This window comes from Pseudomonas sp. N-1-13, assembly GCF_057787095.1.
In genome coordinates this window covers 5,127,170-5,140,942 of the sequence record NZ_JBYNRI010000001.1, presented here as the reverse complement: position 1 = coordinate 5,140,942, position 13,773 = coordinate 5,127,170, and the positions used below count along the sequence as shown (strand labels likewise).

Here is a 13,773-nt window from a genome sequence, read left to right as displayed (position 1 = left end):
AGCTTGCTCGCGACGATGGTGGCACATTCAACATTGATGCTGGCTGCTCCACCGCTATCGCGAGCAAGCTTTGCTCCCACAGATATGTCTTCCACAGAGATATCTCTCCCTCGGATATCTCCCTTAGATATCTCCCCCACAGATCTGATCTATGGGCTTATCCCCCTACTGGCGGGTCAGAGCTCTTCGCTGATCGGCAACACGTAGTTCTTGAACTCGGTGTCTTCCTTGAAGCCGATGGACTCGTAGGTTTTCTGCGCCACCTCGTTGTTGCTGCTGGTGGAGACGCGCATGCGTACGGCGTTGGTTTCCTTGGCCATTTTTTTCGCGGTGCGGATCAGGTTGTCGGCTACCAGTTGGCGGCGGGCGTCCTCGGCGACGTAGATGTCGTTGAGGATCCACACGCGCTTGAGCGACAGTGACGAGAAGCTTGGATAGAGCTGGCAGAAGCCCAGCAACCGGTTGTCATCGTCATCGGGCAACGCCAGGTAAATCACCGATTCCTTGCGGCGCAGGCGTTTTTCGAGGAAGGCTCGGGACGAATCCGGGTAGGGCAGCGAGCCATAGAATTCCCGGTATTTGACGAACAATGGGGTCAGCAGGTCCAGGTGTTCCAGGGTCGCTTGGATAATCCGCATAGTAGGTCTCGTCTGCAAAGGTCGACAGATACTCGGACAACAACGGCGTTCTGCCGTGCTTCGATGCTGCCTGAAAGCGGATCAAAAACGCAAACTTGTAAACGGATCAGCTTCGGGGCGGCATCAGTAGGAAGTTACCTTTCATATCGGCGGTATTTTCCGAGTCTAGAGTTTGGACCTGGGCTTCGTCCTTCAGGTTGACCCCCGAGAGCTGCCTGCGGCAGGCCTCGCGCATCAGGTAGATCAGGCGGTGGGCGGCCATGCCGTAGCTCAAACCTTCGAGCCGGACGTTGGAGATGCAGTTGCGATACGCATCGGTCAGGCCGACCTTGGGGTTGTAGGTGAAATACAAACCCAGGCTGTCGGGGGAACTGAGGCCGGGGCGTTCGCCGATCAGGATCACCGACATTTTTGCGCCGAGCCGCTGCGCCACCTCATCAGCCACCGCGACGCGGCCCTGTTCCACCAGAATCACCGGCGAGGTTGACCAACCATCAGCGGCGGTCTGTTCTTCCAGCCGCGCCAGGAACGGCAAGGTATGCCGATGCACCGCCAGCGCCGACAGGCCGTCGGCCACCACGATGGCCAGGTCTACGCCGCCGGGGTGGGCCGCTGCGTAGTCCTCCAGGATTTGTACGGAGGCCTCATCGAGCCGTCGGCCCAGGTCCGGGCGCTGCAGGTAGCTGTTGCGGTCGCTGGCGGCGCTGTGCAGCAGCAGGCTTTCGCGGCCGCGTTCAGTCAGTTGCGCGCGAATGCCTTCATGGTCGAAGGCCAGGTGCACGGCGTCCCGAGCCTGGGCATGGGCGTACTGGAAGTCCAGTTGCGCCGAGGTTGGCAGGCTGGTGCCGGTGCGTCCCAGGGCGATGCGCGCCGGGGTGAGGTTGCGCAGATTCAGCCAAGGGTTTTGTGGATCTACAGGTTTTTTATCCATGGGCAGTTCTCTCATCCCAAATGCGGCTTATCCCAAATGAGCTAATGCGTGACGAAACGCCGGTGGCAGGTTGTCGCCGAACCGCACCCGGCCATCGGCCTGGGTGAAAATGCCCATGTTCGCCAGCCACGTTTCGAATTCCGGCGCCGGCTTCAGGCCCAGGGTCTGGCGGGCGTAGAGGGCGTCGTGGAACGAAGTGGTCTGGTAGTTGAGCATGATGTCGTCGGAGCCGGGGATGCCCATGATGAAGTTGATCCCGGCCACGCCCAGCAGGGTCAGCAGAGTGTCCATGTCGTCCTGGTCGGCTTCGGCGTGGTTGGTGTAGCAGATGTCGCAACCCATTGGCACGCCCAAAAGCTTGCCGCAGAAGTGATCTTCGAGGCCGGCGCGGATGATCTGTTTGCCGTTGTACAGGTATTCCGGGCCGATGAATCCTACAACCGTGTTCACCAAAAACGGCTTGAAATGCCGTGCGACGGCGTAGGCCCGGGTTTCGCAGGTCTGTTGATCGACACCGTGGTGGGCGTTGGCTGACAGGGCGCTGCCCTGGCCAGTTTCGAAATACATCAGGTTGTTGCCCAAGGTGCCGCGATTCAGGCTCAGCCCGGCGTCGTAACCTTCCTGCAAGACGTTCAGGTTGATGCCGAAACTGGCGTTGGCCGCTTCGGTGCCGGCGATGGACTGGAACACCAGGTCCAGGGGCACGCCACGGTTCGCCGCTTCAATGGAAGTGGTGACGTGGGTCAGCACGCAGCCTTGGGTCGGGATGTCGTAGCGCTGGATGATGGCGTCGAGCATTTCCAGCATGGCGCAGATCGACGCTGTGCTGTCGGTGGCCGGGTTGATGCCGATCATGGCGTCGCCGTTGCCGAAGAGCAGGCCGTCGAGGATGCTCGCGGCGATCCCGGCGGGTTCGTCGGTGGGGTGGTTGGGTTGCAGGCGGGTCGACAGCCGCCCGCGCAGGCCGAGGGTGCCGCGAAATTTCGTCACCACGCGGATTTTCTGCGCCACCAGCACCAGGTCCTGCACGCGCATGATCTTCGATACGGCGGCGACCATTTCCGGGGTCAGGCCCGGGGCCAGCGCCCGCAGGCTGTGTTCGTCGGCGGCGTCGCTGAGCAACCAGTCGCGAAAACCGCCGACGGTAAGGTGGCTGACGGCGGCGAAGGCCTGTTTATCGTGGGTGTCGACGATCAGCCGGGTGACTTCGTCGTCCTCGTAAGGAATCAGCATTTCTTGCAGGAAATGGCTGAGGGGCAGGTCGGCCAAGGCCATTTGCGCCGCCACTCGTTCACCATCGTTGAGCGCCGCGACCTCGGCCAGGAAATCCCCGGAACGCGCCGGGCTGGCCTTGGCCATCAGGTCTTTGAGGCTGTCGAAGCGGTAGGTCTGGGCGCCGACCGTGTGTGCAAAACTGGCCATACAGGTTCTCCGTGACGGCGCCGCTGGGCGGCGCCGTGGTTTTCGGCGTTTTACAACTCAGTGCAAGGCTTCTTCAGCTTTCTGAATGGCCGCGAATTCTTCTTCGGGCGTGCCTGCTACCAAGTGATGCCGACTGTAGAACGCGAAGTAAGCAATTAACACTCCATAGATGATCGCCGCGCCGATGACCACCCGCGGATCCACCAGAAAGCCCGCTACTACGGCGATGCACGCCAGTACCAGGGCCACGCCCGAGGTGAAGATGCCGCCCGGTGTGCGGTATGGCCGGTCCATTTTGGGGCGGCGGATGCGCAGGGTGATGTGCGCGGCCATCATCAGCACGTAGGAGATGGTGGCGCCGAACACCGCCACCAGAATCAGCAGATCGCCCTGGCCGGTCAGGGACAGCCCGAAACCGATGATGCCGGGGATGACCAGCGCCAATACTGGTGCTTTGCTTTTATTGGTTTCGGAGAGCTTGCGTGGCAGGTAACCGGCGCGAGACAACGCGAAGATCTGCCGCGAGTAGGCGTAGATGATCGAGAAGAAGCTGGCGATCAGGCCCGCCAGGCCCACGAGGTTGACGAAGTTGCCCATCCAGGTCGAGCCGCCGTAGGCCTTGGCCAGGGCTTCCACCAGCGGGTTGCCCGAAGCCATCAGCGCATTGGAACCCGCGCCGCCTGGGCCGATCACCAGAATCAGCAGGGCAAACGCCACCAGCACCAGCATGGCGCCGATCAGGCCGCGCGGCAGGTCGCGCTTGGGGTTCTTGGTTTCTTCAGCCGCCAGCGGTACGCCTTCCACGGCCAGGAAAAACCAGATGGCATATGGAATGGCTGCCCACACGCCGACATAGCCGAACGGCAGGAATGGGCTGGCGCCCGTGGCTGCGGTGACCGGGATGTCCAGCAGGTTGGCGACGTCGAAGTGCGGCACCATCGCCACCAGAAACACGCCCAGCGCCAGGGCAGCGACGGCGGTGATGATGAACATCAGTTTGAGCGCTTCACCCACGCCGAATATGTGGATGGCGATGAAGATGATGTAGAACGCCAGGTAGATTATCCAGCCGCCAATGCCGAATAGCGATTGGCAATACGCGCCGATGAACACGGCAATCGCCGCCGGGGCGATGGCGTATTCGATGAGGATCGCCGTGCCCGTGAGAAACCCGCCCCAGGGCCCGAATGCGCTACGGGCAAAGCCATAGCCGCCGCCAGCGGTAGGAATCATCGAGGACAGCTCGGCCAGGGAAAAGCACATGCACAGGTACATCGCGGCCATCAGCAGCGTGGCAAGAAACATCCCGCCCCAACCGCCCTGGGCCAGGCCGAAGTTCCAGCCGGCGTAGTCCCCGGAAATGACATACGCCACCCCCAGGCCCACCAGCAGGACCCAGCCCGCCGCGCCTTTTTTCAGTTCACGTTGTTGGAAGTATTCGGAGCCGACTTTTTCAAAGTCGACCGAGGACGTTGCCGGTTGCGGGTTTGCTTGATCGCTTGGCATAAGGGTTTACCTGTTTTTATTGTTTTTTTGTCTAGCCTGATCGCCGGATTAGCGCAGTACCCCTGTGGGAGCGGGCTTGCTCGCGAAGGCGGCGGCACCTTGAGCAACTATGTGACTGACACACCGCTTTCGCGAGCAGGCTCGCTCCCACAGGGGAGTTGGGCCAGCCGAAACTGGAGCGCCATCCACAAATCCTGTGTGGGAGCGAGCCTGCTCGCGATAGCAATCTCAAGGGCGAAGCAGAACCACCTGCCTCGCCCCAATGCCTTAGAAGAACCCCAACGGATTGATGTCGTAGCTCACCAGCAGGTTCTTGGTCTGCTGGTAATGGTCGAGCATCATCTTGTGGGTTTCACGACCCACGCCGGACTTCTTGTAACCACCAAACGCCGCATGAGCCGGGTAGAGGTGGTAGCAGTTGGTCCAGACGCGACCGGCCTTGATCGCCCGGCCCATGCGATAGGCGCGGTTGATGTCGCGGGTCCAGAGACCGGCGCCGAGGCCGAACTCGGTGTCGTTGGCGATGGCCAGGGCTTCGGCTTCATCCTTGAAGGTGGTGATGCTCACCACTGGGCCGAAGATTTCTTCCTGGAACACGCGCATCTTGTTGGTGCCCTTGAGCAGGGTGGGCTGGATGTAATAACCCGTGGCCAGGTTGCCCTCGAGTTTTTCCACCCGGCCGCCGGTCAGCAGTTCTGCGCCTTCGCCCTTGGCGATTTCCAGGTACGAAAGAATCTTGTCGAATTGCTGCTCGGACGCCTGGGCGCCGACCATGGTGTCGGTGTCCAACGGGTCGCCGCGCTTGATCTGCAGGACTTTGTTCATCACAACTTTCATGAACTCGTCGTAGATCGACTCCTGCACCAGGGCGCGGGAAGGGCAAGTGCAGACTTCACCCTGGTTGAAGAACGCCAGCACCAGGCCTTCGGCCGCTTTCTCAATGAAGCTCGGCTCGGCCTGCATGATGTCTTCGAAGAAGATGTTCGGCGACTTGCCGCCCAGCTCCACGGTGGACGGGATGATGTTCTCGGCCGCGCATTTCATGATGTGCGAGCCGACCGGGGTCGAGCCGGTGAAGGCGATCTTGGCGATGCGCTTGCTGGTGGCCAGGGCTTCACCGGCTTCCTTGCCGAAGCCTTGCACCACGTTCAGTACGCCGGGCGGCAGCAGGTCGCCGATCAGCTCCATCAGCACGCAAATACCCAATGGGGTTTGCTCGGCGGGCTTGAGCACCACGCAGTTACCGGCGGCCAGGGCCGGGGCGAGTTTCCAGGCGGCCATCAGCAGCGGGAAGTTCCACGGGATGATCTGCCCGACCACGCCCAGCGGTTCATGGATGTGATAGGCCACGGTGTTGCCGTCGATCTCGGCGGCGCTGCCTTCCTGGGCGCGCAGGCAACCGGCGAAGTAACGGAAATGGTCGGCGGCCAGGGGGATGTCGGCGTTGAGGGTTTCGCGCACGGCCTTGCCGTTGTCCCAGGACTCGGTGATCGCCAGAACCTCAAGGTTTGCTTCGATGCGGTCGGCGATTTTCAGCAGGACCAGCGAACGGGCCTGGGCGGACGTGGCGCCCCAGGCATCGGCAGCGGCGTGGGCGGCGTCCAGGGCTTTTTCGATGTCTTCGGCCGTGGAACGCGGGAATTCGGCAATGGGCTGGCCATTGACCGGGGAAGTATTGGTGAAGTACTGACCTTTGACAGGCGCGACGAACTCGCCGCCGATGTAGTTACCGTATTTGCTCTTGAACGAAACGATAGCGCCTTCAGTACCGGGGTGAGCGTAACGCATGATGAGTTCTCCTTGGCTTTTGTGCTTATACGGGAGGCCGCGCAAAATTGAGCGCTGGTAATTAAGCCTAGAGCAAAGGTCGGGCCACTGCCTTGCAGGGCCCGTAAATCAAGACTTTAGGAGCAGTTCGTCGGACAAACGGATGCCCTGCGTGACGATAGCGATACAGCGGGTGTGACAGTTTGTGCCAGATGCGAGACAGTCTGTGACTGACAGGTCGCGCCAGCATTGCAAAGGTGGGTGGGCTGGAGGATGCTGGGCCTCACCAGTTGGCCTGCCCAGCAAAGTTGTGGCGAGGGGATTTATCCCCGTTGGGCTGCGAAGCAGCCCCCAAAGCAGCCAACTCGATCAATCTGATACACCGCATGCTTAGGTTTCAGGGCTGCTTCGCAGCCCAGCGGGGATAAATCCCCTCGCCACAGGTTAAGTGTTGAACATTGGTTAAATGTTAAACAGTTGCTCCAGTGAGGCAGGTCCTTCGAGGAGAAATAATAAGAAATGCACAGCAACCACTTGAGTCGCCATGCCCAACAAGTCCTGACGGTCACCCAGGGCAAGGCCCATTTGCAGGGCCCTGGCAGCGATCCGTCGATTGCCCGCTCCTGGCTGCGCTGCCTTGAGGACTATCACCTCGACCCGGCGCAGAACCTGGCGCCGACGGTGCTTGAGCATGGCCGGGTGCTGGAAAGCCGCGAGCGCCTGCAACAGGTGTTGCACATCGCCGGCACGGAAATGACCAGCCTGCATCAACAACTCTCCGGCGCCGGCCACGCGGTGCTGCTGACCGACGCGCGCGGCGTGATCCTCAACTGTGTCACCGCCCCCAGCGAGCGCAAGATTTTCGAACGGGCCGGCCTCTGGCTCGGCGCCGACTGGAGCGAAGCCTGCGAAGGCACCAACGGCATCGGCACCTGCCTGGTGGAGCGCCAGGCCCTGACCATTCACCAGGAAGAACACTTTCGCGGCCGCCACACCGGCCTGACCTGCTCGGCCAGCCCGGTTTTCGATCCCCATGGCGAACTGCTCGCGGTGCTGGATGTGTCATCGGCCCGGCCGGACGTGTCGCGCCAGAGCCAGTTCCACACCATGGCCCTGGTCAACCTCTCGGCGAAGATGATCGAGAGCTGCTATTTCCTGCGCTGCTTCGACAATCAATGGCTGCTGCGTTTTCACTTGCAGGCCGAGTCCGTGGGGTTGTTCAGCGAGGGGCTGCTGGCGTTCGACGGCGAAGGGCGGATCAGCGCGGTCAACCAGAGCGCGCTGAACCTGTTGGGGCATATTCGCGGTGGCTTGCTGGGTCAGCGGGTGGAAGACTTTTTCGATTGTTCACTGGATGAGCTGCTCGGACGGGCCAGCACCCAGGCCAGCGCCAGTTGGCCGTTGCGCACCCGTGACGGGCGGCACTTGTTTGCCGTGTTGCGGGGGCAGCCGCGCAGTGTGCCGGTCCCGGTCGTCCCTGCGTTTAAAGCCATCGAGCCCGCCCGGTTACCGGGCATCTGCCTGGGGGATGCGGTGTTGCAAGAGCATTTTCGCAAGGCGCTGCGGGTGTTCGAGCGCGATGTGCCGCTGCTGATCCATGGCGAAACCGGCTCTGGTAAAGAAGCCTTCGCCAAAGCCGTGCATCACGCCAGCCAGCGTGCCGGGAAAAACTTCGTGGCGCTTAACTGCGCAGCCATCCCGGAAAGCCTGATCGAGAGTGAGCTGTTCGGTTATCGCGGCGGCAGCTTCACCGGTGCGCGCAAGGAAGGCATGCGCGGCAAGCTGCAACAGGCCGACGGTGGCACGCTGTTTCTGGATGAGATCGGTGACATGCCCCTGGCCTTGCAGACCCGTTTGCTGCGGGTGCTGGAAGATCGCCAAGTGGTGCCCATCGGTGGCGAACCCGAAGCGGTGAACGTGCGCATCATCAGCGCCACCCACCGTCAGTTGTTTGATCGGGTGCGCGACGGCAGTTTTCGCGAGGACTTGTACTATCGCCTCAACGGCCTGGAGATCCCTTTGCCGGCGTTGCGCGAGCGCAGCGACAAGTCCCAGTTGCTGGATTTTCTGTTGGCCGAAGAAGCGGGCGCCGAAGCAGTTGCCATCGACGAACCGGCGCGCCAGGCATTGTTGAGTTTTGATTGGCCGGGCAACGTGCGGCAACTGCGCAATGTGCTGCGCACCCTTGCTGCGTTGTGCGACGGCGGGCGGATCGGGCTGGAGGATCTGCCGGCGATGATTCGCCAGTGTCCGGTGGCGTTGGTTGAAACCGTGGCGGAGCGCCCGCTGGAAGATGCCGAACGGTTGGCGCTGCTCGATGCCCTGGAGCGCCAGCGCTGGCACATGACCCACACCGCCGAACAACTGGGCATCAGCCGCAATACGCTTTATCGGAAACTGCGCAAACACGCCATCGCCCGCTGAACCGCGTCGCGGCCATTCGCGAGCAAGCCCGCTCCCACATTCTGACCGCATTCTTCCTGAAAGAACTCGGTCAACTGTGGGAGCGAGCCTGCTCGCGATGGCGGCAGCACATTCAGCATCAATGCAAACTGACCCACCGCTATCGCGAGCAAGCTCGCTCCCACAGAGGATTTGCGCTGTCCTGATGGTTGCAGTTCGAAACACAAGGTGCGATTTCCCCCTCCCTACGCTAACCTGCGGCCATGTTTTACGAGGTCGACTATGCACATCCATATTCTCGGTATTTGCGGCACTTTCATGGGCTCGATGGCGGTATTGGCCAAGGAGCTGGGCCATCACGTGACCGGTTCCGACGCCAACGTCTACCCGCCGATGAGCACGCAGCTGGAGGCCCAGGGCATTGAGCTGACCCAAGGCTACGACCCAGCGCAACTGGACCCCGCGCCGGACCTGGTGGTCATCGGCAACGCCATGTCCCGTGGCAATCCGGCGGTTGAATACGTGCTCAACAAAGGCCTGCCTTACGTGTCCGGCCCGCAATGGCTGGCCGATCATGTGTTGCAGGGCCGTTGGGTCCTGGCCGTGGCTGGCACCCATGGCAAGACCACCACCAGCAGCATGCTCGCCTGGGTGCTGGAGCACGCGGGCATGAGCCCGGGCTTCCTGATCGGCGGCGTGCCGCAGAATTTCTCGGTGTCGGCGCGCCTGGGTGGTACGCCGTTCTTCGTGATCGAGGCCGATGAATACGACAGCGCGTTCTTCGACAAACGTTCGAAGTTTGTCCACTACCGCCCGCGCACCGCGATCCTCAACAACCTTGAGTTCGATCACGCGGACATCTTCCCCGATCTGCCGGCCATCGAGCGGCAGTTCCACCATTTGGTGCGCACCATTCCGAGTGAAGGCCTGGTCATCCATCCGACCACCGAGCCCGCGTTGCAGCGGGTGATCGAAATGGGTTGCTGGACCCCGGTGCAAACCACCGGCGCCGGCGGGCAGTGGCAAGTGAAGTTGCTCAAGGATGACGGTTCGCAGTTCGAAGTCATGTTCGAAGGCGTGGCCCAAGGTGTGGTCGATTGGGACATGACCGGCCAGCACAACGTCGCCAACGCCCTGGCCACCCTGGCGGCGGCCCGTCATGTCGGCGTGGTGCCGTCCATGGGCATCGCCGCGCTGAGTGCGTTCAAAAGCGTGAAGCGGCGGATGGAAAAGGTCGCTGAAGTGCGCGGCATCACCATCTATGACGACTTCGCCCACCACCCGACGGCCATCGCCACCACCCTCGACGGTTTGCGCAAGCGCATCGGCGATGCACCGCTGATTGCCATCATCGAGCCGCGTTCCAACTCCATGAAACTCGGCGCCCACCGCGACGGCCTGCCGGAAAGCGTGGTGGATGCCGATCAGGTGATCTGGTACGCGCCGGCCAACCTGGGCTGGGACCTGGGCGCCACCGCCGCGTTGTGCACGGTGCCGTCGATTGTCAGCGATTCCCTGGAAGGCATCATCGAGCGCGTGAAGAGCCAGGCCCAGCCCGGTACTCACGTGGTGATCATGAGCAACGGCGGCTTCGGCGGCCTGCACGGCAAACTGGCCGAGGCACTGAAATGAACACGCGCCTGGAGAGCAGCGGCCCCGACCGCATCACCCTGGCCATGACCGGTGCTTCCGGCGCCCAGTACGGCTTGCGCCTGCTCGATTGCCTGGTGCGGGAAGACCGTGAGGTGCATTTCCTCATCTCCAAGGCGGCGCAATTGGTGATGGCCACCGAGACCGACGTCACCCTGCCGGCCAAGACCCAGATGATGCAGGCCTTCCTCACCGAATACACCGGTGCGGCGGCGGGGCAGATTCGTGTGTATGGCAAGGAAGACTGGATGTCGCCGGTGGCCTCGGGCTCCGGGGCGCCGGCGGCGATGGTGGTGGTGCCGTGTTCCACCGGCACGCTCTCGGCGATTGCCACCGGTGCCTGCAACAACCTGATCGAGCGCGCCGCCGACGTGACGCTCAAGGAGCGTCGCCAGTTGATCCTGGTGCCGCGTGAGGCGCCGTATTCGAGTATTCATCTGGAGCACATGCTCAAGCTGTCGAACATGGGCGTGACGATTCTGCCGGCCTCTCCGGGTTTTTATCACCAGCCACAGACTATCGATGACCTGATCGATTTTGTGGTCGCGCGGATTCTCAATCTGCTGAACATCCCCCAGGACATGCTGCCGCGCTGGGGCGAGTACCATTTGAGCAGTGATGAATAAGCTGCTGGTGGTGCTGCTGGCGCTGCAACTGACCGGCTGCGCCACCGCCCGTACCCTGGACGCCGCCAAACCCGGCGCGCCGGTGGTGTATGCGGGCACGCGCCTGGACTTGTATGCGCTTAACGGTGGCTGTTGCGCCAAGGACCGCTTTGGCGCCGAAGCGCCGCGTTACCCAGGCGTGGATCTGCCGGCCAGTGCGTTGCTCGATACCTTGTTATTGCCGTTGTCGTTGCTGACGGTGATTGGCGTGGGGTTTCAGGCTACGGGTGGGTTGTAACCAGCGCTACAATCCAACATGGATGTAAGCTGGTCCACCGCTATCGCGAGCAGGCTCGCTCCCACATTGGTACGCATTCCTTCTGAAGAACTCGGTCAACTGTGGGAGAGAGCCTGCTCGCGATGGCGTCCGCCCATGCGCCGCAATTATTTGCCCAACTTACGCAACTCATCCGACTCCACCACCCGCACCCCTTCCTGTTCTTCCAGGGCCAGGCGCCACATGGCGCGGGCCAGTTGGCAGGCTTCGATGCCGTGGTACTTGCCGGGGATCAGCCTCGACAAGGGGCCGGCCAATTGTTCGGCCAACCGCGGTTCGGTGCGTTCGCCCAGTAGCAGGGAAGGGCGGCAGAGGGTCAGTTGTGGCCAGTCCTGGGCCTTGAGGGCGGCTTCCATTTCGCCTTTGACCCGGTTGTAGAAAATCGAAGAACTCGGGTCAGCCCCCAGCGCGCTGATCACGATCAGGTGCCTTGCGCCCAGCTCCCGGGCACGCTTGGCGAAGGCCACCACCAGGTCCAGGTCCACCGCGCGAAACGCTTGTTCCGAGCCGGCCTTCTTGATGGTCGTGCCAAGGCAGCAAAATGCGATGTCCACCTGGCCACTGAGGCGGGGCAGCAGTTCGGCTGTTTCACCGACCGGGTTTTCCAGGTGTGGATGCTCGGCCAGCGGCCGGCGTGAAGGCGCCAATACACGTGTGATGGTCGGCTCGTTGAGCAGCCGGTCCAGTAGATGTTCCCCGGTCAACCCGGAAGCTCCGGCAAGCAAAACATGCTGAGGCGTCAAGTACATAGTGTTTCCCCCTTGATACGATTCAGCTTAGTTGCTCTTTTGGGCCTCGTCGTTCAATGCCGTACTTTGTAATGCTTTTCGCGCCTGTTGCTTGCGCAATAGCTGCCAATGGGAAAGGACGGTCCTGGGCGCCCAGATCTGCGGCTCGGAGGCTTCGAAATTGTCCGCCTGTTCCCGCTCGGCCACGGTGGCCTTGGCACGCTTGAAGGCTTGCTCAAGATCGTCGGTCTGGTTCAGTGCCTGGGCGAACAGCGCGTCGCCGAAGTAGGTGAAGTTGGCCTCCTCGGAGCAGCCGAACGACACCCGATCGGCGCGGGAAGCGGTCATGATCAAGGTGCGTTCATCCTTGAGCGCCGGGATGAAGCCGCCGGAGTAACAGGCTGAAATCACCACGATCTTGTCGCGATCCTTCAGCGGCGCCAGCACCACGGCCAGTTCATCGGCGGGCAGGTCGGCCAGTTCCATGCGCGGCTGGTCGAGCACCAGTTCGTGTTCGCTGGTGCCGTGGCTGGTCAGGTAGATGAAGATCAGGTCTTCCGGGCCGCTGCGTTCGGCCAGGGCGCTGGCGGCGCGGCGCAGGCTTTCGCGAGTGGCCATGGGCCGGTCACCGAGGTGATCGCGGTGGTTGACCAGGCGGATCTGGCCGAACGCGCCAAAACGGCTGGTGAGCATATTGGCGACGTAGTCGGACTCGCGCAGGAACACACTCTGCTTGCCGTCGCCGCCCACCGTCAGGCTGTACAGCTCCACCGCAGGGGTCGAGGCCGGGATATTGGCCAGGGCATTTTCCAACAGGCGCCCCTGGGCCAAAAGGCCGAGCTCGAGCACATCCGGCAGTAGCCGCCCGCCAGCGTCGCGTACTCGCAGGCCGTTGGCCCAGGTGCCGCTTTGCACGGTGCCATCGGTCAGCGCCAGGGTGCCGCGCCCGTGGTAGGTGTCGTTCTCGAACTGGCCGATATAAAAGCTGCCGTCGGGCAGGTTCAGCCGGCCCTCGCCGCTAAAGCGCCAGTCATTGAATTGACCGAGGTAGTGGCTGCCGTCGGCACCGATCAGTTGGCCCTTGCCGGTGAGCGCGCCTTCCCTGAACTGGCCGATCCAGACATCGCCGTCGGCATTTTCATAACGACCGCGACCGCTGAGCTGGTTGTTCTTGAACCCGCCGATGTAGACGTCGCCCTCGGCGCTGTTGAAGGTGCCTTTGCCCTGGAGCTGGCCGTCGACGAAATTGCCGGTGAACTGGTTGCCGCTGGCGTCGAAGCGCTGGCCTTCGCCGTTGGGTTTGCCGTTGACGAACGGCCCCTGGTATTGGCTGCCGTCCTCAAGCTCCAGGCGCCCGAAGCCGGAATAGCGGTCGGCCTTGAATTCGCCGCGGTAGACCATGCCGTGTTCCTTGAGCGTACCTTCACCGTCGCGCCGGCCTTGCTTGAAGCCGCCGGTGTAGCTGCTGGTGGGCGTGGTCAGGCTACCCTGGCCGTTGAACAGGCCCTGCTGGAACTGGCCGCGATAGACCTCGCCATTGCTGCCGTGCCATTCCCCGGTGCCGTGCCACTGGCCTTTGTCGAACTGCCCGGCGTACCAACTGCCGTTGGGGTAGTCGACACGCCCCTGGCCTTGCAGCAAACCGTCCACCAGGTCGCCGCGATAGCGTCCGCCGTCGGGCAGGCGCGCGTCGGGGGGCAACAGCGATTCGCCGTCGCCGCAAGCGGTGAGCAGCAGGGTCAGGGCCAAAGGGAGAAATGAGCGCATAACGGGATCCAGATAATCA

General features: G+C 62.3%; 11 protein-coding genes. 4 read left to right on the top strand and 7 right to left on the bottom strand.

Going from position 1 to position 13,773, the window contains the following annotated elements; all coding sequences use genetic code 11:
* Positions 1-176 precede the first annotated feature (176 nt).
* The 5 genes from AC3I65_RS23010 to exaC form a co-directional block, all read right to left on the bottom strand.
* On the bottom strand, positions 177-638 hold the full coding sequence (locus AC3I65_RS23010; protein ID WP_076383489.1) for a GNAT family N-acetyltransferase: 462 nt from the start codon (positions 636-638) through the stop codon (positions 177-179).
* 106 nt (positions 639-744) lie between these two features.
* Positions 745-1,569, bottom strand: a complete 825-nt coding sequence (eutC, locus tag AC3I65_RS23005) for an ethanolamine ammonia-lyase subunit EutC (RefSeq protein ID WP_281459803.1) — start codon at positions 1,567-1,569, stop codon at positions 745-747.
* Between the two features lie 27 nt (positions 1,570-1,596).
* Positions 1,597-2,991 carry an ethanolamine ammonia-lyase subunit EutB gene (locus tag AC3I65_RS23000; RefSeq protein WP_047229473.1) on the bottom strand — a complete coding sequence of 465 codons (1,395 nt, stop codon included), beginning with the start codon at positions 2,989-2,991 and terminating at the stop codon, positions 1,597-1,599.
* A 57-nt stretch (positions 2,992-3,048) separates the two neighbouring features.
* A complete protein-coding gene (gene eat / locus AC3I65_RS22995; protein WP_488524192.1) occupies positions 3,049-4,497 on the bottom strand; it encodes an ethanolamine permease in 1,449 nt (482 codons plus the stop codon).
* A 267-nt stretch (positions 4,498-4,764) separates the two neighbouring features.
* Entirely contained in the window at positions 4,765-6,285 is a 1,521-nt protein-coding gene (exaC, locus tag AC3I65_RS22990; RefSeq protein WP_076383493.1) for an acetaldehyde dehydrogenase ExaC, read from the bottom strand.
* Between the two features lie 498 nt (positions 6,286-6,783).
* Between exaC and AC3I65_RS22985 the strand changes: the two genes are divergently transcribed.
* The 4 genes from AC3I65_RS22985 (at position 6,784) to AC3I65_RS22970 (ending at position 11,220) form a co-directional block, all read left to right on the top strand.
* Positions 6,784-8,688, top strand: a complete 1,905-nt coding sequence (locus AC3I65_RS22985) for a sigma-54-dependent Fis family transcriptional regulator (protein ID WP_488524191.1) — start codon at positions 6,784-6,786, stop codon at positions 8,686-8,688.
* Positions 8,689-8,949: 261 nt separating this feature from the next.
* On the top strand, positions 8,950-10,299 hold the full coding sequence (gene mpl / locus AC3I65_RS22980; protein WP_076383495.1) for a UDP-N-acetylmuramate:L-alanyl-gamma-D-glutamyl-meso-diaminopimelate ligase: 1,350 nt from the start codon (positions 8,950-8,952) through the stop codon (positions 10,297-10,299).
* Complete coding sequence (gene ubiX / locus AC3I65_RS22975; protein WP_488524190.1) at positions 10,296-10,943, top strand: flavin prenyltransferase UbiX; 648 nt, start codon at positions 10,296-10,298, stop codon at positions 10,941-10,943. The genes mpl and ubiX overlap by 4 nt, the downstream gene beginning before the upstream one ends.
* Positions 10,936-11,220 (top strand): YceK/YidQ family lipoprotein, encoded by a 285-nt coding sequence (locus tag AC3I65_RS22970; RefSeq protein ID WP_047229479.1) that lies wholly within the window; start codon positions 10,936-10,938, stop codon positions 11,218-11,220. The genes ubiX and AC3I65_RS22970 overlap by 8 nt, the downstream gene beginning before the upstream one ends.
* A gap of 146 nt (positions 11,221-11,366) precedes the next feature.
* On the opposite strand, the gene AC3I65_RS22965 is transcribed toward AC3I65_RS22970, so the two are convergent.
* Positions 11,367-12,008, bottom strand: a complete 642-nt coding sequence (locus AC3I65_RS22965) for an oxidoreductase (RefSeq protein WP_047229480.1) — start codon at positions 12,006-12,008, stop codon at positions 11,367-11,369.
* A gap of 27 nt (positions 12,009-12,035) precedes the next feature.
* Positions 12,036-13,754, bottom strand: coding sequence for a C13 family peptidase (locus tag AC3I65_RS22960; RefSeq protein WP_107321812.1), 1,719 nt, complete (start codon positions 13,752-13,754; stop codon positions 12,036-12,038).
* Between the last annotated feature and the right edge of the window lie 19 nt (positions 13,755-13,773).

Coding starts and splice junctions, on each gene's coding strand:
- AC3I65_RS23010 (WP_076383489.1), bottom strand. CDS start 638: ATGCGGATTATCCAAGCGACCCTGGAACACCTGGACCTGCTGACCCCA.
- eutC (WP_281459803.1), bottom strand. CDS start 1,569: ATGGATAAAAAACCTGTAGATCCACAAAACCCTTGGCTGAATCTGCGC.
- AC3I65_RS23000 (WP_047229473.1), bottom strand. CDS start 2,991: ATGGCCAGTTTTGCACACACGGTCGGCGCCCAGACCTACCGCTTCGAC.
- eat (WP_488524192.1), bottom strand. CDS start 4,497: ATGCCAAGCGATCAAGCAAACCCGCAACCGGCAACGTCCTCGGTCGAC.
- exaC (WP_076383493.1), bottom strand. CDS start 6,285: ATGCGTTACGCTCACCCCGGTACTGAAGGCGCTATCGTTTCGTTCAAG.
- AC3I65_RS22985 (WP_488524191.1), top strand. CDS start 6,784: ATGCACAGCAACCACTTGAGTCGCCATGCCCAACAAGTCCTGACGGTC.
- mpl (WP_076383495.1), top strand. CDS start 8,950: ATGCACATCCATATTCTCGGTATTTGCGGCACTTTCATGGGCTCGATG.
- ubiX (WP_488524190.1), top strand. CDS start 10,296: ATGAACACGCGCCTGGAGAGCAGCGGCCCCGACCGCATCACCCTGGCC.
- AC3I65_RS22970 (WP_047229479.1), top strand. CDS start 10,936: ATGAATAAGCTGCTGGTGGTGCTGCTGGCGCTGCAACTGACCGGCTGC.
- AC3I65_RS22965 (WP_047229480.1), bottom strand. CDS start 12,008: ATGTACTTGACGCCTCAGCATGTTTTGCTTGCCGGAGCTTCCGGGTTG.
- AC3I65_RS22960 (WP_107321812.1), bottom strand. CDS start 13,754: ATGCGCTCATTTCTCCCTTTGGCCCTGACCCTGCTGCTCACCGCTTGC.